This window comes from Devosia soli (assembly GCF_000970455.1).
GTDB classification, from domain to species: domain Bacteria; phylum Pseudomonadota; class Alphaproteobacteria; order Rhizobiales; family Devosiaceae; genus Devosia; species Devosia soli.
Genome location: NZ_LAJG01000022.1, coordinates 118712 through 138118 on the forward strand (window position 1 = coordinate 118712; position 19407 = coordinate 138118).

The 19407-nt window shown below is 60.4% G+C and carries 17 protein-coding genes; 5 read left to right on the forward strand and 12 right to left on the reverse strand.

What is annotated here, in order from left to right; all coding sequences use genetic code 11:
• Positions 1-129: 129 nt before the first annotated feature.
• Positions 130-1821 carry a hypothetical protein gene (locus VW35_RS11440; protein ID WP_244465884.1) on the forward strand — a complete coding sequence of 564 codons (1692 nt, stop codon included), beginning with the start codon at positions 130-132 and terminating at the stop codon, positions 1819-1821.
• Positions 1822-1886: 65 nt separating this feature from the next.
• Here the strand turns inward: VW35_RS11440 and VW35_RS11445 are convergent, their stop codons facing one another.
• The 7 genes from VW35_RS11445 to VW35_RS11475 all read right to left on the reverse strand — a co-directional run bounded on the left by VW35_RS11445 (position 1887) and on the right by VW35_RS11475 (position 10307).
• The gene (locus VW35_RS11445) at positions 1887-3323 is read right to left on the reverse strand and encodes an aspartate aminotransferase family protein (protein WP_152662567.1); all 1437 of its coding nucleotides are present in this window, start codon (positions 3321-3323) and stop codon (positions 1887-1889) included.
• A gap of 11 nt (positions 3324-3334) precedes the next feature.
• Entirely contained in the window at positions 3335-4345 is a 1011-nt protein-coding gene (locus tag VW35_RS11450; RefSeq protein WP_046143350.1) for an NAD-dependent epimerase/dehydratase family protein, read from the reverse strand.
• A 42-nt stretch (positions 4346-4387) separates the two neighbouring features.
• Positions 4388-4810, reverse strand: coding sequence for an EamA family transporter (locus tag VW35_RS11455; protein ID WP_046143190.1), 423 nt, complete (start codon positions 4808-4810; stop codon positions 4388-4390).
• A 9-nt stretch (positions 4811-4819) separates the two neighbouring features.
• Entirely contained in the window at positions 4820-6151 is a 1332-nt protein-coding gene (locus VW35_RS11460) for an FAD-binding oxidoreductase (RefSeq protein ID WP_152662568.1), read from the reverse strand.
• Positions 6148-7587, reverse strand: a complete 1440-nt coding sequence (locus VW35_RS11465; protein ID WP_046143192.1) for a UbiA family prenyltransferase — start codon at positions 7585-7587, stop codon at positions 6148-6150. Before VW35_RS11465 ends, VW35_RS11460 begins: the two co-directional genes overlap by 4 nt.
• Positions 7588-7818: 231 nt before the next feature.
• Positions 7819-9243, reverse strand: coding sequence for an oligosaccharide flippase family protein (locus VW35_RS11470; RefSeq protein WP_046143193.1), 1425 nt, complete (start codon positions 9241-9243; stop codon positions 7819-7821).
• A gap of 8 nt (positions 9244-9251) precedes the next feature.
• Positions 9252-10307 (reverse strand): endo-1,4-beta-xylanase, encoded by a 1056-nt coding sequence (locus VW35_RS11475; RefSeq protein ID WP_046143194.1) that lies wholly within the window; start codon positions 10305-10307, stop codon positions 9252-9254.
• A 230-nt stretch (positions 10308-10537) separates the two neighbouring features.
• Between VW35_RS11475 and VW35_RS11480 the strand changes: the two genes are divergently transcribed.
• On the forward strand, positions 10538-11869 hold the full coding sequence (locus VW35_RS11480; protein ID WP_244465885.1) for an O-antigen ligase family protein: 1332 nt from the start codon (positions 10538-10540) through the stop codon (positions 11867-11869).
• A 1-nt stretch (position 11870) separates the two neighbouring features.
• Positions 11871-12815, forward strand: a complete 945-nt coding sequence (locus tag VW35_RS11485; protein WP_046143195.1) for a glycosyltransferase family 2 protein — start codon at positions 11871-11873, stop codon at positions 12813-12815.
• On the opposite strand, the gene VW35_RS11490 is transcribed toward VW35_RS11485, so the two are convergent.
• Complete coding sequence (locus VW35_RS11490; protein WP_046143196.1) at positions 12812-13672, reverse strand: DUF6492 family protein; 861 nt, start codon at positions 13670-13672, stop codon at positions 12812-12814. The genes VW35_RS11485 and VW35_RS11490 overlap by 4 nt on opposite strands.
• A gap of 108 nt (positions 13673-13780) precedes the next feature.
• Here VW35_RS11490 and VW35_RS11495 point away from each other — a divergent pair, with 108 nt between their 5' ends.
• Together VW35_RS11495 and VW35_RS11500 are read left to right on the forward strand one after the other, a co-directional pair.
• Positions 13781-14842: a glycosyltransferase gene (locus VW35_RS11495; RefSeq protein ID WP_244465886.1), complete on the forward strand. Its 1062-nt coding sequence runs from the start codon at positions 13781-13783 to the stop codon at positions 14840-14842.
• 119 nt (positions 14843-14961) lie between these two features.
• Positions 14962-15753 (forward strand): WecB/TagA/CpsF family glycosyltransferase, encoded by a 792-nt coding sequence (locus tag VW35_RS11500; protein WP_046143198.1) that lies wholly within the window; start codon positions 14962-14964, stop codon positions 15751-15753.
• Between the two features lie 49 nt (positions 15754-15802).
• Here the strand turns inward: VW35_RS11500 and VW35_RS11505 are convergent, their stop codons facing one another.
• From VW35_RS11505 to VW35_RS11520, 4 genes are all read right to left on the reverse strand, one after another.
• The gene (locus VW35_RS11505) at positions 15803-17245 is read right to left on the reverse strand and encodes a GumC family protein (protein ID WP_052951673.1); all 1443 of its coding nucleotides are present in this window, start codon (positions 17243-17245) and stop codon (positions 15803-15805) included.
• Between the two features lie 95 nt (positions 17246-17340).
• Entirely contained in the window at positions 17341-17718 is a 378-nt protein-coding gene (locus VW35_RS11510) for a YciI family protein (RefSeq protein ID WP_046143199.1), read from the reverse strand.
• 58 nt (positions 17719-17776) lie between these two features.
• Positions 17777-18640 carry an EamA family transporter gene (locus VW35_RS11515; protein WP_046143200.1) on the reverse strand — a complete coding sequence of 288 codons (864 nt, stop codon included), beginning with the start codon at positions 18638-18640 and terminating at the stop codon, positions 17777-17779.
• 63 nt (positions 18641-18703) lie between these two features.
• The gene (locus VW35_RS11520) at positions 18704-19393 is read right to left on the reverse strand and encodes an AprI/Inh family metalloprotease inhibitor (protein ID WP_046143201.1); all 690 of its coding nucleotides are present in this window, start codon (positions 19391-19393) and stop codon (positions 18704-18706) included.
• Positions 19394-19407: the final 14 nt, after the last annotated feature.

Sequence of the window (19407 nt, forward strand, 5' to 3'; positions counted from 1 at the left end):
GGTTAATGGATGCAATTGGGCATGCCGCATTAACCTCTGCGACGGAATTTGTTCAGCGTAAGTCACTTAGCAGTATTTGCGTGTGATAGATCACTCCATGCACATCACATGGTGACCGGGGGGAATCTTATGGCGTCTATTGGATGGGACGAGACACGCCCAAATCAACTCGTGCGACTCATCGGGCATCCACTCGTCTGGCTGGCGCTTACCCTCATCCTCATCGCCTTGCTGCTGAGCCTGCCTTTATCGGCGGCGATCGGTCCGATGTATTGGGATACTTACATCTATCTCGATGCAGCACAGCGCATCGCCATGGGGCAAATTCCCAATGTGGATTTCCAGGCTCCAGTTGGCCCCCTGGTCTACTATCTTTTTGGCTGGGGACTAGACCTATTTCCACGCGCGCAGTTGTTGTTGCTGGCGCAGTGGTGCTTCCTGGCGGTCGCCGCGCCGCTGATGGCTGTTGTCGTTGGAGACGCGGCCAAGCGCAATTATGGCCTAGCCTTCGCGCTCCTGATCCCGTTCGTGGTTTTCGCCGTCGCGCCGGTCAATTCGCTGACCTACAGCTCGTTTCCGACGCTAGACGGCTACAGCATCTACAACCGGCACGCCTCGGTCATGCTCTACGTGCTCGTGTCGGGCCTGTTGTTCGTCAAGGACGGGCGCAAGCTTGCATGGTTCTGCGCGCTTGCCATGCTGGCACTCTTCCTCACCAAGATCACAGCGTTTCTCGCCGGTGGGTTGATCGGCCTTTTCGCTCTTCTGGCGGGCCGGATCGCCCTGCGCCACGTCTTGCTGGCAGCTGTGATTTTTCTCGTGCCGCTCGCGATCAGCGAGTTCGCCGTGCACTTCGTCTCCTCCTATCTTGGCAGCATTGCGGAGCTCGTCGGTCTTAATGAGGGCGGGTGGGCCTCGCGTGTGCTCACAGTTGTGTCGGCCAAGCTCAACGTCCTCCTGCCAGTGGGTGTGATGTGCGCAATAATGGCCTGGCTCTCGTTCAGCGGTACCGAGAGCAGCGTGCGGTTCCTCGATCGGAGCTATTGGTGGCTCGGTGTCGTTACGATCGCCGGTGTTGCCTTTGAAACGCAGAATACCGGCGGCGGTCAGGAATTCATTTTCCTCTGGCCGGTGCTGCTGATGGCCTGGCCGCGCTTCCAGCGCTATGAAAAGCGTTCGCAGGCGGTGCTGTTTGCGCTCGCCGCCTTTGCCGTCGTTCCGACGATCAGCACAGTCGCGCATCGTGCCCTGCGCTCCGTCGCCGTGATGCCTACCTACGATACGCTGAACTTGCCGATCTTGAAGAATATGGAGCAGGTCGCAGCGCGTCCGGATCATATCGACCGCGCCCAGTGGGACGTTTCGCACTATATCGACTATGCTGACGCTTACAAAAGCGTTGCCGGTGAGCCGGGGCCTAGCTGGAATTACTACACCGAACTCGACTTCCAGCTCTACTATCTCATCGATCTTGCGGCAGGAGCGCAGGCGGTCCTTGATTTCGAAGCTGCAAACAATGTGCGGCTTGGTACGCTGATGACGCTTGAATTCACCAACCCTTTGCCTTGGGTCCTTGATCGTGACGCGACGCGGCATATCCAGATCGGGGCGGATCCATCTCGCACCATTCCGCCGATGACGGCGGAAGTCAGAGCGGCCATCGACGCAACAGATGCGGTGGTGCGTCCGAAATGCCCTGTCACATCGGGTCGCCTGGCGCTCGAAGCCATCTACAGCGAAGCGCTCAAGAACCGGCAGGTTGTTTCAATCCATCCATGCTGGGATCTGTTGCTGCGCCCTGGCCTTCTGCCGACATCGTAAGACCGGCACCGCATAAAGGAAGGGGCGGACCACGGTCCGCCCCTTTTTCGTCGTTTGCATCGAGATCAGCCGACCTGGGCCCGGACGAAGTCCGTCACGATCTTGACCACGCCGCGGGACATCACCTCGTCGAGTGCCGTGATGAACTCGTCGACGTTTTCGCGGGTACAGATCAGCGGGGGTTCCAAGCGAATGACGTTGCGGTTGTATTCGGTGAAGGCCACGAGGACGCCGTGATCGCGGAGGAGGTGGCTGCCGATGAAGCCGGGGAGCGAGCCCTTGAGTTTATCGTCGAGCGCGGCGACGACCGGGCGGAGGACGAGCGGCAGGGTCTGCGAGAAGTCGTGGAATTCGAGGCCCACCATGAGACCACGGCCGCGCACGTCCTTGAGGAGCGTCGGGTATTTGGCCTGAAGACCACGCAGCTTTTCGAGAAGGTAATCGCCGACCTCGGCTGAATTGTCGATCAGGCCTTCATCGTAGAGCACGTTGATGGCTTCGATCGAGGTGACCGAGGCTTCGCCAATGCCGCCGAAGGTGGCCATGGCGTGGATCATGGCGGTTTTATTGGTGCCATAGGCCTTCATATAGACGTCGCGCTTGGCGATCATGGCGCCGACGGCTGCTTTGCCGCCGCCGAGGGATTTGGCCAAGGCGGTGACGTCGGGGACAACGCCATAATGCTCGAAGGCGTAGAATTTGCCGGTGCGGCCGAAACCGCACTGCACTTCGTCAGCGACCCAGAGGACGCCATATTTGTCGCAAAGGGCGCGGAGTTTTGTCCAGAACTCTAGGCTTGCCGTGATGATGCCGCCGCCGCCCTGGACGGTTTCGAGAACGATCGTGCCGATGGCCGGATCAGATTTGAAGACGGCTTCGATGGCATCGATATCACCGAAGGGCACGCGAACCGTGTTGTCGGTCAGCTTGAACTGGCCGCGGTAGAGGGCGCCATCGGTGATCGAGAGCACGCCCTTGGTTTTGCCGTGGAAGGAATTTTCCGCGTAGACGATCTTTGGCCGCGACGGACCGGCGGCACGCTCGGCGACCTTGATGGCCGCTTCCATGGCTTCCGAGCCCGAGGAGCCCAGAAAGACCATGTCGAGATCGCCGGGCGAGCAGGCGGCGATATTGCTGGCAAGGGCCGTCGCATATTGCGAGAGGAAGGCGATGGCGATTTCCTGGCGCTTTTCTTCGGCGAACTTTTTGCGCGCTTGAAGAATACGCGGGTGGTTGTGGCCGAAGGCGAGCGAGCCGAAGCCGCCGAAGAAGTCGAGGATCTTGCGACCGGTCTGGTCGTAATAATACATGCCCTCGGCGCGCTCGATCTTGATCTTGTGAAAGCCCAACAGCTTCATGAAGTGAAGCTGGCCGGGATTCATGTGCTGGGCGAAGAGATCGTTGATTGTCTTGATGTCGAGGGCCTTGGCGTCTTCGACGCTGAGGAGCTTTGGCTTGACCGTCTTGGTTTCTGGCAGGGGGAGGTTCATGGCACTGGACATATGGGTTTTCCTCACGCGGCCTTGGATTGAGTGATGGCGGCGGGCTCGTTGCCGGCCAGTTTCTTGCGGTATTCGGTATAGGCGGCGATGAGCATGTCTTCGTCGCGATATTGCGGGACCCAGCCGAGTTCGCGTTCGCCCTTAGAGACATCGAGAATGCACATCTCGTCGGCGATCAGATATTGCTCTGGATCCATGATCGGCATGTTGAGAAGATCAAGCAAATCGAGCGTGCGCTTGACGGCCCAGCCGGGGGTGGGGACGAGCAGCGAGCGTGAGCCGGCGTGCTTGATCAGCTTGGTGAGAAGCTGGCGCGTCGTTGGGGGATTGAGCGAGCCGAGATTATAGACTTCGTTCGGGACGCCGGCGGTAAAGGCAGCGTGCGCGGCCGAAGCGCAATCGAAGACCGAGATGAACTGATAGGGGTTTTTGCCCGAGCCGATCATGGGCACCGGCAGGCTCATGTCGATCAGCTTGAAAAGTTTGGCGAGGATGCCGAGGCGGCCTGGGCCGATGATGAGGCGGGGGCGGAACATGGTGATGTTCATGCCGCGCTGGCGCCAATCGGCGGCGAGAAGCTCGGTCTTGTATTTGGAAAGACCATATTCGCCCAGAGGAGCGCAGGGATGGTCCTCTTTTTGCGGCCAGGTATAGGTGTGGCCATAGACCATGTCCGTCGTGAAATGGACGAGGCGATTGGCCCCGGCCGCATCCATGGCGCGGATGATGTTTTCTGTGCCGTAATAGTTCACCGGGAAGAAGAAATCGTGGCGCTTGGCGCGCACCTGGATCGGCGAAAGCATTTTCGCCGAGAGATTATAGACCATGTCGTCGGGCTTGATCCCGAGCTCGCGGATCGAGACTTCGCTCGTCACATCGGTCTTGACGAAGCGCACGTCACGATAATGCGGCAGGTCGGATTTAACGATATCGGCGACGACTACCTCATGGCCTTCGTTGGCAAGGCGTGGCGCCAGGTGCCGCCCGACGAAACCGTCACCGCCGAAAATGATGTGTCTCATGATCTGTCCCATTCCAAAGTGTGTTGTGTTCGTGGGTAAGGATCAGGTCCGGACCTGATCGAGGCTGGCGACCGTTTCGGTCGCGTCATGATGAGCCGTTCCGCCTTGGGCGATCAGCACCGTGCCGACGCAGATGAGCGCGATGCCGGCGATCTTGAGGGCACCCAAGTCTTCCTTGAAAACGAGCCAGGCGAAGATGGCGACGGCCACATAGGCCAGGCTGAGGAAGGGATAGGCGAAGGAGATATCTACCTTGGAGAGCACATAAAGGTGCGAGGCCATGGAGATGACGAAGGTCGTCAGCCCGGCAAAGACCCAAGGGTTGAAGACGATCTGGAAGATGCGCAGGATGGCGGTATCGGCCGTAAAGCTGATCGACCCCATCGAACTCATGCCGGCCTTGAGCATGAGCTGGGCGGCCGCATTGGTGAAGACGGTGAAGAGGATGAAGGGAAGGTAAGCCATTTTTGTCCTCTACTCGGCGGCCAGCGCCGGTGTGTGATGGGAAAGGGCGAGCGCCGTGCGTCGCCAGAAGTCGGAAAGGAAGCGTGGATCGCGATGGCGCTCGAGCGCCTGCCAATCGGGGAACCCAGCGGCAAAGGTCTCGGGGCTCATGCGCTGATCCTTGTATGGATTGACGCGGCCGCCGGCTTCGACCGTCAACCGGTCAAGCGTCGCGAGAAGGTTGAGCGTTGCAACGCCGCGGTTGGAAAAATCCATGGTCAGGGTGTAGCCGGGCCTTGGGAAGGAAAGAACGCCAGGCGACGGCGTCGCGCCGAAGCGCTTCAGCACCGTAAGAAATGAAGCCTGCCCGGCTTTGCGGCTGGCCTCGAGCATGGCCGGAATGGCCGTCCTTGCCGCCTCGAACGGGATCACGCTTTGATGCTGATGAAGACCCTTGGGGCCGTAAAGGCGATTCCAGTTGCCGACCGCGTCCAGCGGATAAAAGAAGTTTCCATAGGAACTTGGGTGCGGTCCGCTTTTGCGGGCCTTTGCGTGGAAATAGGCGAAGTTGAAGCCGCTGAGGCTTACGCCATTGAGCATCGAGAAGGGCATTTCGAACGGCACGGAGAGCCGTGTCGCCTTCTCCTCGGTTGCGAAATTGCCATTGCCGGCGTGATTGCCGGTCAATAGCACCCCCCGGTTGCTGCCCGAAAGCTGGTCGATCCAGGCGACCGCATATTCGTTTTTGGCGTCGGCCTCTTCGGCCAGGTCGAAATAGCTCTCGAGCCCGGAGAATGGTGTGATCTCTTCGATCACATCGAGCGAGCCAACCTTCATCAACCGGAGGCTGGCAGAAAGGATAAGTCCCGTCAGGCCCATGCCGCCGATGGTTGCCTCAAAGAGGTCCGAGTTCTCGCGTGGCGAGCAGGTATAGGTGATCCCGTCCGAGCGCAGCAGCGTCAGGTTCGCGACATGGCAGCCGAAGGTGCCGCGCAGGTGGTGGTTCTTGCCATGCACGTCATTGGCGATGGCGCCGCCGAGCGTTACATAGCGCGTGCCGGGCGTCACCGGCAGGAAATAGCCATGCGGGGCGGCATGGGCGATGACCTCTTCGAGCGTCGCGCCGGCTTCTGCCGTCAGGAGGCCCGTGTCCGTGTCAAAGCCGAGGATGGCGCGGCGGCTCCGCATCGGCACGAGCAGGCCGGCATCGTTGTGGCAGGTATCGCCATAGGATTTGCCATTGCCGAACGGCAGTATGGTTGGCCCGGTGCCTTTCTCGAAAGAGGCGATTGCCACTTCGAGGGTCGTTGCCTGCCGAGGATGGCGCGCGACGCGGCCAAAGCTGTCGAAGGCCGCCATCACATGAAGCTCCCGGCAACCATCAGCGCAACGCCGAACATCACAAACATCTGGCTGCGCCAGTCGGTGGCGATGAAGACGACCGGGTCGTCGTGAAGCTCGCGCCGATAAGCGAGGATCCAGATGCGGATGATGATGTAGAGGACGATGGGGACGAGCGGCCAGATCAGCCAGGGCGAGGAATAGTAGCCGATGATCTCCTGGCTCTGGATATAGAGTGAGAGGACGAGCGTGGCAGTGAAAGCCGAGGCGATGCCCGCGGTTCCCACGATCGAGATATCCTCGGGACGATAGCCACGGCCGGCAATCCGATCACGCTCGCTGGTCTTGGATGTCTGCAGCTCCACATAGCGCTTCACGAGCGCCAGCGAGAGGAAGAAGAACATCGAGAAGGCGATAAGCCAGAACGAAAGCGGCAGGTCAGCTGCGGCCTTGCCGCCGATGATGCGCAGACTGTAGAGCCCGGCAAGGCATAGGACGTCGATCAGCAGCATCCGCTTGACGGCGAGCGAGTAAGCCGTCGTCGACGCAATGTAGAGGCCGATGACGAGAGCGAAGACCGGCGGCAGGAAGAAGCAGCAGGCAACCGCTATCGCCATCAATCCGCCCGAAACGGCAAGACCAAACGGAATGCTCAGCGTGCCATTGGCGAAAGGCCGATTGCGCTTTGTCGCGTGCTGGCGATCAAGCGGTAGGTCGAGGATGTCGTTGACAATATAGATCGAGGACGCTGCGGCACAAAAGGCGATGAAAGCGATCAGGGAAGGCAACAGCACCATTGGATTTGTGATCTGGTGCGCCAGCACCGCCGGGGCGAAAACCAGAAGGTTCTTCAGCCACTGATGCACCCGCAGCATCTTGATATAGGTTTTAAGGCTCGGCTTCGTCCGTTCGAAGCGTTGCGAAGAGGTGCGGCGTTGATAGCGGTTGGCGGTCGCGTCCGGCGCCACGACGATGGCGGCACGGGCTTTGTCGAAAACCGGAATATCGGCGCGATCATTGCCGGCATAGTCGAAGCCGCCGGCACCGAAGAGTTCGACGAGCCGATCGGCCTTGCGCCCATGCGCGAGGTTGACCGTATCGCTCGAGGAATAGACGGCGTTGAAGATGCCGAGATGGGCCGCCACTGCCTTGGCAAAAGGCGCCGCTGCCGCGGTCACCAGCACCAGCTCGCGGCCGCCGGCTTTTTCAGCCTGCAGAAAGGCGAGAAATTCCTGGCGATAGGGCAGGAGGCTTGCGTCGAAATCGATGCGGCGCGCGATCTCGGCCTTGAGGTGTGCCTTGCCCTGCAGCAGCCAGACCGGAAGCATGAAGACAAAGAGCGGGTTTTTCTTGAGAAGTTGAAACACGCCTTCCCAAAGCAGGTCCGCCGAAATAAGCGTGCCGTCTAGGTCTACTGCCAGTGGCAGTTCCTTGCTGTTCTGCACTCTGATGTTCATATCGCACCCTGCCCAACACGGCGTCTTTCGGCGCCTCTGTTTCGCTCCCTTCGCGGAGCTTGCGATCAGAGTTTTTCCACCCGGAATGCTGCTCTGAACGGGATAAACCTAGCGGCCCAACCTGTTAATTTCGGCTAATGGGAAGGGCTTAGTTGGGGCGCGGCGCAGCCAATCTCGAAAGAGGGTTGAGGGACCCTTTGGTCAAAAGGTATAATTTTAGCTATTCCGCGATCAGGCCGCGGGCACCGTTCCGCTGCGGGCGCGAAGGCGCGTGCGAATACCGGCAATATCGAGCCCGAATACGGCTGCCGCGTAAAGGACGATGCCGGCAAGAATAGGCAGCGCGATTTCGACAGGGCCTTGCCCCGGCAAAGCGCGATCAAGGAAAAAGGTCGGTAGGGCCATGCCAAGCGTTGCGAGCCCGACCTTGATTACAGGTCTGGCGTCGATTGGCAACGGGTAGGCAAGCCGGCTCAAGGCATAACCGATAACGACGCCGAAGGCCTCCGAAATTACGATTGACCAGGCAGCTCCTATTAGCCCAAAGGCCGGGACCAAAGCATAAAGGCAGGCAGCACTGATAAGACATATGGCAATGCCCTGGGCCAACATGAGCCCGGCCTTTTTCTGGATCTGAAAGCTCACATGCAGCAGCTGGTAGGAAACCGAGCGGAAAAGCCAGGCAAAGGCGACGATCGGGATTAGCTGGCCGGCGTCGAGCCGGAAGTCTTCGCCCAGAACCAGAGCGGCGAGCTTCGGCGCGACGATGGCAAGCCCCGCAATGGCTGGCGCCAGAACGGCAAGGAGCAGCTCCGTGCTGTCCACCATATGTCGATCGACTGCCTGGGCGTCGTTCTTCGCCATCAGCCTGATGGCGATCGGGGCGACGGCTGTTCCGATTGCGACGCCAGGAAAAAGCAGGATCTGCCGGACGAGGTCGGCGGAGGCACCATAAAGTCCGGCCGCGTGTTCGCCGAGAAAACTCGCCACGACGAGCCGGTCGATCATGCTCTGGAAGACGAAGACCGTGCCCGAAAGCGTCATCGGTATACCGAAAGCGAGCATGGCGCGAAGCAGCGATCGATCGAACGGCCGGCGCGGGCCGCGCCAGATCAGGACCGAATAGAATGCGGCTGCGAGAAAGTAGGACAAGGCAATGCTGCTCAGGATGCCGACGCCACCCCAATTAAAGAGCATGACGAGAATGAGCGACAGCCCGAGCGCAAGCGCAGCGCGAAGGATGGTGGCCCAGAGGTAAGGGCCTGTCGCCTGCCGGGCGCGAAAGATTTCCAGATAGAATTCGAAGAACCCGATACCGAAAGCGAGCAGGATCGCAGGGAGAAGATAACTCTTCGCGTCAGGCGTGAAGGCGCCGATGCCGAAATAGAGGGCCGGAACGAGAAGGGCCAGCGCAAGGAAAGCCGACCCCGCAGTGGCGCGAATATCGGTGCCGCTCTCGTCGGCGGTGAAGGGCACGACCGATGCCTTGATCCAACCGAAGGCGAGCGCCGAGATCATCGCGGCAATGCCGAAGCCGACGATGTAGACGCCGTATTCTTCAGGCGCGAGGACGCGCGTGAAGATCACGACCGATGCAAAGCCGAACAGCGCCGAGACGATGTTGGCGATCATGTAAATGGAGACTTGGCGGAACATCGTTCCCGTTATTCCGCGCAAAAATCTTGGATGACGTCCATGAGCGCCTTGGGCTTATAGTCGGCATCAAGGGGCAAGGGCCTATTTGGCAGGCCATCGTCCCGACTGAACCAAATCGGCACCCAGGTGTGCTTGTCGGTAATTCCCCAGGTCAGCACCATATCTGGCCGCTTCGCGGCGGCGATTGCATCGAGATAGTCCTTGGCGCGCTGGGCGATAATGCCGTCGCGCTCGAGCTCAGCGCCAGGCAGGAGATTGTCGATGACGTCAAGCTCGGTGACGAGCACCGAAAGTCCCATGGAGGCAAGCTCTGCGACAAAGGCGGTCAAGCCAGGTTTGTCGATCGGGATCTGGCCTTGAATATGGCCTTGCAAACCTACGGCGTGAAGAGGCACGTCGCGTGATTGCAGGCCGCGCACCATATCGAGAAAGGCCTTGCGCTTGGCGCGTCCCTTGTCGCTCGATTGCTCGAAGTCATAATCGTTGATGACCAGTTGCGCTTCCGGATCAACGGCTGCGGCCGTGCGAAGCGCAAGATCGGCGTATTCCGGCCCGAGATGTTTGAGCCATACGGAATCGCGATAGACCGCACCGGTTGTCGGGGCATCGGCAATCGGTTCGTTGACAACGTCCCAGCTTCGTACCCGGCCCTTATAGTGACCCATCACCGTTTCGATGTGGCGCACCATTTCAGTCCGCGCTTCTTCGGCGCTGGCGATAGTCTCGACCCAATCGGGGTTTCCGGCATACCAGACCAGGCAGTGGCCGCGCATTTCCATGCCATTCTTGGTGGCAAAGGCGAGAAGATCGTCGGCGAGTTGAAAATCGAAGGTGCCGCGCTCCGGCTGAACAGTCCCCCATTTGAGATTACCCTCGCCCACCACCACCTGGCAGTAATCGATGACCGCTTGAGCATAGAGCGGGTCTTCGGCAATCACACCGTCGCGGATGGCAGCGCCATATGGAATTGCAAGATGCCTTTGTTGCGCCAGGGCCGTTGCAGGTTGCGCATATGAAAGGGCTCCAGCGCCGAGTGCACCGAGGACAAAGTCTCGTCTGCGCATAAATCTGCTCTTTTCGATCGGTCTGGCTGGCAACACTACCAGCATCGCGCCGCACAATACCCGGATTGGCGCACTTTCTCATGCAGCCAAGGGCCGCACCGTTAATGGTGGGCTAATTTGCTGTTTCTCATGAAGGAATTGTCCAGACTTTGCTGGCAGATTTACCCTATCGCCAGCCCGCCCCACTTGGCTTTGAGGCGGCGGCCACGACTGGCCTTATGGAGACGATGGTGTCCGATCCCAATGCAGAACCCTATAATCCGCAAGGCGGATGGTTTGCATCGGCATTGTTCGTCGTCGTCTTTTGCTACTTCTGGATCGGGCTCGATCCGCTCCCAAGCCCCACTACGTCGAGCCAGCTCGCCGCCTATGGCGAGAGCTCCAATGCCTTCAATCAGCTCATCGTTCTGGGCATGTCGCTCCTTGTGCTGACCATGCTGTTTTTCCATCCCGCGCGCGAGCTGGCGCTCCGCGCCTACGGGCCGGTTGCATTGGTCTTTCTCTGGATTGCGATGTCGATCCTTTTTTCCGACACACCCGATGCCGCGCTGCGGCGAACGATCTATTCGGCGCTGGTCGTGCTCTCGGCGAGCGCCGTCTTGCTGTTGCCCCGGGACAATGCGCAGTTTGCAAAGCTTGTTGGCTTCTGCATCTTCTTTGCCGTCGGGCTTTCCTATTTCGGCGTCCTGGCTGTGCCGGCGCGGGGCATACACCAAGCTACAGATGCGGCTGAAACCGCCCTTGCCGGAGACTGGCGCGGCCATTTCGGACACAAGAACGTTGCGTCCGCCGCTATGGCCTTCGCCGTGTTCTTCGGCCTTTATCTCATGAAGACGCGGTCTTACTGGGCCGGGCTGGCGCTCGCAGTTTTAGCCGGCATTTTCTTGCTCAACTCGGGCGGCAAGACTTCCGGAGCAATGCTGCCGGCCATTCTCATTCTCGTCTGGCTGTTCGAGAGAGCGGGCATCTTTCGTTATCTCCTGGTCGCTGGCGGTCTATTCGTTCTCAATGCAACAATCCTTTCGGTTGTCGCCGTGCCGGCGATCAAGGATTTCGTCAGCGGGCTCGGGATCGACGCGACCTTTACCGATCGCGCTTCCATATGGGAGCTGGCCCTCGGAGCGATCGGCGCGCGGCCATTTACCGGCTATGGGTTTCAGTCGTTCTGGCAAACCGATGCGCTTTTCTACGGCAATCAATCTGCTGCGACCTGGGCCGTGACCGCGGCCAACGCGCATAACGCTTATCTCGAACAGCTGATCAATGGCGGGATTCCACTCCTCCTCCTCGTCATCATCTGGCTTGTCCTGCTGCCTGCGCGACACGCCTCGCTCGCCATCCAGCGCGGCGCTGATCCGGATTTGACCCGACTTTATACGCGCATCTGGATGTTCGCATTGTTCTCGAGCTCCTTTGAGAGCCCGTTCTTCGACAATAGTGGTCCGATCTGGTTTACCATGCTGCTTGCAATCTTTGGTCTGCGCTTGCAGGCCTACGCCCATCTGGTGGAAAAGCCGATTGGCGGGCCGATGCAATTCTCCGGCGCGGTCGTGAGGAATTAAGATGGAGAGCGGCAAGTCGTCAGCTCCTGCGCGCGCAATCAAAGCCGTTGTCTGCATCCCGACCTTCCGCCGCCCAGATTGGCTTGAGCGGACAGTGCGCTCGGTTCTAGAGCAGGAGACCGACTTTGCATTCGCCGTCGTCGTCGTCGACAATGATGCAGCCAAGGCCGAGGGGGCGGAGCATGCAAGGGCCATTCTTTCGGCCGACGCCGTTCCCAATCTTGTCCTGACGGAAGCCAATCAGGGCAACTGCTACGCCATCAATCAGGCTTTCACCGCGGCGCAGGCAGCATTTCCCGAGGCAGATTACTTCCTGATGATCGATGATGACGAGGAAGCCATGCCAGGTTGGCTTTCAGCGATCGTCAGTACGGCTGAAAAAGAAAAGGCCGATATTGTCGGCGGCCCGGTGATCCGCCGCTTCGAGGTGCCTGTGTCGGACGCTGTGTCACGGCATCCCTTGTTTTTCTCGATCGATGGCGTCACCCGCCAGGTGGACCAGATTCATGGCTCGGGCAATTGCCTCGTCCATCGTCGCGTATTCGAAGCCATGCCCAAGCCGCCGTTTGACGTTCGCTTCAATTTCCTTGGCGGCGGCGACATGGAATTCTTCACCCGCTGCAAGCTCGCGGGCTTTACCACCTGGTGGTGCGAAGAGGCAGTGATCCACGAATTCGTCCCGGCCGAGCGCGTGACCGCCAAGTTCCTGACGCGACGGTCGATCCGCACTGGCAGCATCAACTATGTCGTCGATCGCTCGCACATGAGCGCAGGCCTGGTTTGGGCGAAAAATGCCGGGAGCCTTGGCCTCGGCGTCCTCCGCGGCCTCGGAATGCTTGTGAGGACCGGCTCGTGGCTACGCGCCAGTCACCCATTCTTGCTGCCGATCGGCCGGATCATGGCAAGCCTTGGACTGCTGCCCACGCCTTATAAGGCCAAGCGTTAGCTCAGGACGACCCGGCGGATCACTTCGATTGGCGTGCCGGTATGGGATTGTATGGCTATTGCCTTTTCGGTTGGTCCGAGCTGTCCGATGAAGGCAACGAGCCCAGAGTCATCAAGCGCCGGACCGTCCCAATAGGTCTTGCACCAGGAAGAGGTCATGCGCTCGTGCCGTTTGGCGATCTCCGGGTCACCAGCGACGGCGGCGCCATAGATCAGATATTCGGAAAACTGCCGCTTCCTGACGATCGCCGACCACCAGGGTCTGCCCGAGCCGGTCTCGATCCGCTCGACCATCTGGTGTGCCGCCTTTGCCTCCCAGACGATCATTTGACCGATGAAGTCGTCGCCGGGAATGTTCGGTTCCGGCAGGCCAAGCAGTGAATAGGCGTTGGCCAGCCACCTGGCGTGATTTGATTGATGCTCTTTGATCCCATTGGGCGTCACGAAATGCGGCACCGTCTTGCGGCGTGTCACTTCGGACAGATCGAATGGGCGACAGAAGCAATTGTCGGAATCGACGCACATGATCCAGTCGCTCTCTTGCTTGAGCGTCATCGCGATCTTGCGCAGCTGCTGCAGATGCCAGCCATAAACCGGCAGTCCGAAGCCAGGCGCCCACCAATACCGCCGGCCACGCCAGCGGCCGACTGGGTAGGCTTTCGGCAATAATGCGGAATTGGGAACGATCCGGCGCCTGGGGCCGGCAAGGGGCCCGAACAGCGCCAGGTCCTCGTCGCCCACGACGATATAGTGCATATCAAAGCCGGTAACGAAGCGATCAATGCTCTCGCACAGCAACTGACAGGCATCAAAGTCGCCCGAATAGCTCGGGGTGATCAGCGAGATCGAGGCAGCCATGTGCGTCTCCGCAATACGGCCAGAGGCCAGCAAGCGCACGTTAACGTGGCGGATTATAAGGTTGGGTTACCCGCCGCACCTCAGATGCGCGGAGTTCGGAAGGCCTTCGTGAACCAACGCTATCTCGTTTTCATCTCCGAAGCGGCCGAGCTTTGCGGCGTCGAAGCCTTTACCCGGCTTCTGGCTCAGCATTTCGGCCATCGGGCGAAGACCCACGTGCTCGATGGCGACCTGGTTGCGCTCCAAAAGGCACTCGCGGACCGCGACGCCGTGATCTTCAATTTCCCGATCGTGGGATGGAAGCCAAAACTCTTCAGCCCCGCCCTGGCCGCGCTGGCCACGCGGGTCTTGGGGAAAGACGTTGTCGTTTTCCTCCACGAGTGGCTCGCGCTCGACTGGAAACGGCGGATCGTTCTGGCGCCGGTGGTGGTGCTGGCAACGCGGCTTTGCTTCTCCTCGCCCGAGATTGCCGACGAATTCTCAGGGACGCGGCTCGCTCGCTTCACCACCCGGAAGCGGCAGATCGTGCCGATACCGCCTAATATTGGGTCTCCGGCAGTCCCGGAGACAACCGAGCACAGCTTGGCGCTTGCCGCGCAAAGGCGCATGGGCCGATTCATTCTTGCGCAATTCGGCTCGATCTACCCCAAAAAGCAGTCGGATGTGGTCCTCAAGGTCGCAGCGCACCTGATCGATGAAGGTCACGACGTCGGCGTTGTCTTCATCGGCTCCTTCATCAAGGGACAGGATCGCGTTGAGGAGGATTTTGAGGCAGCGGTCCACAGCCTCGATCTTGCCAACCGGACAACGGTGACCGGCTATGTCGATACCGATGCCGAACTAGCAGCGATTTTCGCCGAGGTCGATGTCTTCTGCTACCTCTTTCCCGAAGGCCTGACGGCGCGGCGTGGCAGCGTATTAGCGGCAGCGCTCTCTGGAAAACCTGTCGTGGTCAACGCCCCGGCCTACTCCGCAGCGCTTGATCATCACGGCCTTTTCCAGCGCCTCATCGCTGTCGGCGCTCTTCGTCTTGTGCCGGCAAATGCCGATGTCGCAACCGTTGCACAAGCAGTGCTCGACGCACGCCAGCAAGGCGCAGAGGCTTTTGATGCCGCTGCCGAAATCGCGTCGCTCTGGACCTCGATCCTGGCACGGATGGATGCCGAATAGCCAAATAGATTCAATGCAATCCAATTCATAAACCTGCCCTTGGCGGTGTTTACGGAGTTCAGTTTTATCGCGTCGCCCGTCGTGGCAAGGAGTGGGATACCCCAAACCGAGGCGTGTAAATGCGTCCGTTCGACCTGACATATCTGGGCAGCACGATAGAAGAGCCGACCACCGTCATCGGCGGTCTTCCCGTGTCCGTTCTCGGCATGGAAGAGTCGGCCCGCATGCTGGTGCGCACGGCGCTTTATGCACGCGGCCAGAACAGCCTGCCGTTTTATTCCACCTCGGCCAATGGCCAGGTGATTGCGCTTGCTTCAGAAGATAATGCCTTCAAGGACCTGCTGCTTAAGGCAGACCAGATCCATGCCGACGGCATGCCCATGGTGCGGCTTTCGGGCATTGTTGCGAGCGACGAGATCAAGGAACGTGTGGCGACAACCGACCTTGTCCACGCCGTGTCGCGCCTCGCCCAGAAGGCGGGTGTTCGGTATTACTTCCTTGGCGCGACTGCCGAAATCAATCGCCGCGCTGTCGCCAATATGCGCCGCGACTATCCGAACCTGATCTTTGCTGGTGCCCGCGATGGCTATTTCACCGAAGAGCAGGAAGCCGAGGTAATCGCGGAAATCGTCAAGAGCGAGCCCGACATTCTTTGGGTCTGCCTCGGTGTGCCCAAGGAACAGGCTTTCGTTGCGCGTAACATCGAACGCATGCGCGGCGTCGGCGTCGTCAAGACGGCGGGCGGCCTCTTCGATTTTCTCTCGGGCAAGAACAGCCGGGCGCCGAAGTGGATGCAGGATGCCGGCCTGGAGTGGGCCTATCGCGCCATGCTCGAGCCGCGGCGCCTCCTCGGCCGCTATCTCAAGACCAATCCGCTTGCCCTCTGGCAGATCATTTTCCACTCAAAGTAAAAAGAGGCCGCCTTCGGGGCGGCCTTTATCTTTGGGCCCTTGGACCCTGTCAGGCGATCACGCGCCGCTGCCTCATGTGCAGGAGGAAGCCCAGGCCAGCGGCAACCGCCAAGCCGGCCATAAGGCCGCCGATAAACCCGCCAATGACCAGCATCATGGTCCGTGGCGGATAGGAGCGCACGAGCGGCGCCACGGCTGGCGAGATCACCCTGACCTTGGACGTATTGAGCTGGCTGCGTTCGGCGACCTGGCCGGCTCGATTGAGATAGGCTTCATAGATGGCGACGGCCGATGCCGCCGTCCGTTCGAGCTGGCGCAGCTCGAGCTGCGCCTTTTCGTCGGAAAAGACATTGCCCAGCTGTGCGCCGGCCGCATTGCTGAGCTGGTCAAAAACATCCCGGGCGCGCTGCAGGTCGGTGCGGGCGCCTTCGACGATACGAGCGACTTCCTGGTCGATCTCACCCTGGAGAGCATCGAGTTCGGCGCGCGCGGTCGTCAGGCTCGGATGACGCGGGCCAAGCGTAGCCGCAAGGGAATCGACGTTCTTCTTGGTCGTCGCATATTCGGTGCGCAGTTCGGCGAGAAGTTCGGATTCCTGGGCGCCGGCGCCCTCGTTTCCGGCGGCCAAGGCGGCATAGCGCGCTTCGGCAGTGATCAGGGTTTCCCGGGCGGTATCGACCTGGGTGTTGAGTTGAACGGCTGATTGCGTGCTGAGCTGGCTGTCGCTGGTGGTCATCGGCAAGCCGTTCTGCTGGCGATAATCGACCACCGCGGCCTCGGCCTTTGCCGCGTCGTCGCGCAATTCCGTCAGGCGCTGGCTCAGCGCTTCGGAGGCGGTGCGCGCCCCCTGGCTTTCGGTTTCGGCCAGCTCGACGAGGAAGGCGCTGACAATGGCGTCCGTGAGGGCGGCGGATTTTTCTGGCGTCCGGGCCCAGACCGACGCCGTCACCACATAGGAGCGTTCTTCGCGGCTGACGCGCACGCGATCGCCGAGCGCCAGGATTGCCGCGATGCGTGCATCGCCACCCGGCGCGACATCTCCGGGTCCAAGGATATCGGGGTCATTGACGAGATTGAGTTGGTCGACGACCCGGCCAAGCACGCTGATCGAGGTCAGGATGCGCATCTTGCTTTCGACGTCGATAACCTGGGCTTCCGCGGTGGCGCTACGACCATAGACGTCGTCGTCGACAAGCTGAAGGTTGTTCGGGTCGAGCAGGATATCGGAATAGCTGGTGTAACGCGGCGGGATCAGCGTGCCGGCGGCAAAACCGGCAAGCGCACCGAGCACGGCAAGGGCAAGGGCGATGAGCCAGAAGCGCCGGACCCAGCCGAGGATGATGACGGGCGTAATACCAGCCAGCGGATTGGCCGGCGGCGGCGGTGCCTGACGGCGCTCGACACCGTCATAACTCGTGCCGAACGTCACGGTGCGCACGCTGGCGCTTCCGGGCGGCGTTGCCACAGCATCGGTTTTACGGGTCTGGTACATGCGTCTCGCAGAGCTGGCCGTTTCAGCCAGTAACTATAGACGCAACACCCTTAATTTTCTTCGCTTAACGCCCTTCGTAGTTAAGCAAAGCCTGCTCATTCGGCCGGCAGGGCGCTTGGCAGATAAATGCGGAGGGGCCGTATTTCGTAAGAGCCGGAATCGGGATTGGCGACCGCAAGCTTCTTGGCGAAATCGACTGCCTCATCGATCGTCTCGCACTCGGCGACGTAAAAGCCCAGAAACTGCTCCTTGGTCTCGGCAAAGGGACCATCGAACACGACTGGCTCTCCCGAAGCCTTGCGCAGCGTCTTGGCTTCGGTCGTGTTTTGGAGGCGCACCACCGGGCCTAGCTTGCCAACGCTTCTCAGCTCGTCCTGCACCTTTCCAAGACGCACCATGCAGGCGTCGTCTTCCTCTTTGGTCCAGGTGGAAACACGATTTTCGTCATTGTAGCAAAGGACAGCATAAAGCATGAGGCACCTCGTTTTCCCGCCCGCAACTATGCGCATCCGGAACGATAAATCCAGCCTCTTAGGCGGTAGGCGGGGCTGGCCGGGTGATGGTGGCGGTGGCGCCGATGGATGCGACGATAATGGCGGCCATGCCGGCGATCTGCGGCATGCTCAGCGTCTCGCCCAGGATGACAAGGCCTGAAATGGCTGCCAGTGCCGGCTGGCCGCTCATCAGGATGCCGAAGAGCCGCGCGGGGATTTGGGGCAGTGCGATCATGTCGAGCGCATAGGGAATGGCGCTCGAACACAGCGCCACCGCAAGCCCGAGCGGCAGGATGGCCGGATCGAACAGGAGCGGCCCCGCCGTAACGATGCCAAAGGGCAGCGCGATCAGGGCTGCGGTCGCGACACCGAGCGCTGCGATATGGGCGCCCCCGCCTGTCCCGGCCCTTTGCCCGAAGATGATATAACCGGCCCAGCAGGCTCCGGCGCTGAGGGCGAGCGCGACGCCAACCGGCGAAATGTCGCCCGCGAACCCACCCCAGGGGAGCAGGGAAACAAATCCTACGAGCGCCAGGGCAATCCAGGCAAAATCGAGCGGCTTGCGCGCGCCGACGAGAGCGACCGCTAGCGGACCGGTGAACTCGAGCGCCACCGCTATACCGAGCGGTATGTGTTCGAGCGCTGCGTAGAAAAAAAGGTTCATGGCTCCCATGACGACGCCATAAAGAAGGACCGCTCGCTTCTGCTTGCCATCAAGCTGGTGTCGCCATGGCCGGAACACCAGCATCAAGGCGAGAGCACCAAGCGTCAGCCGCAGGGCGGTGGCGCCGAATGGGCCGACCAGCGGAAACAGCATCTTGGCAAAGCTCGCACCGGTCTGGGTGAAAACCATGCCGAGGGCAACAAGAAGAACGGAGACGATCGGTGTTGGCGGCCGCAAGGACTGGCTTTCGGAAGGACGTGGCCCTTCCTCTAATCCGCCGTGCCGCTCATGGAAAGCTCTTCAGCAAAAGTTCTGGAAGCCGATGAAGGTGCCATTCTCGTCGGTGAAGTGCTTGAGAACGTAGCCCGTCGGCAAGCCGTTCTGACCCGGCGCGATATGGCAGCGAATGCCTTCGGGTGTTGCCTGGCAGGAATCGATCATGAAGCATTGCCCCGGCTGGGTTTGGCCGATGAGCTGGCTGTTTCCGTCCGGCATGGCCCGAATGTTGAGCAGATGCGCGCCGCGCACCCAGAGCGGAAACTTCGTCGGCACAGCGATATCGGTAGCGTCGGCGCAATAGCCGCTGGCGGGATGGCGTATGCAGTTCTGCGCTGGAGCGGGCATGTTCGAGGCAACGTTCTGTCCGCTCAGCGGGGCCAGCACCATGGGTTCGCCATTGGCGGATCGGCCGTCGAGGGCGCGGCCATTGGGTGAAAACGTCGCGACCGCATTACCGTCATAGCCGAGAAGGTGAACATTGCCCCCTTCCGTCCGCCAGCCATTGACCATGGCGAGAGGACCGAGGCAGCCCAGGCTCGTTGCCCAATATCCGAATGTCCCGCTGCTGGTGGCGAGGTTGATCCGGCACATGCCGGTTCCGCCGTCCCCGGTCGTGACCTGCCAGTCGCCTGCATAGCGGCCGGCATCCTGCGCCAGCGCCGGCGAAGCCAGGCTGACCAGTACGGCAAAAAGCAAATGGCGGATACGCATGAATTTCCTCCCCA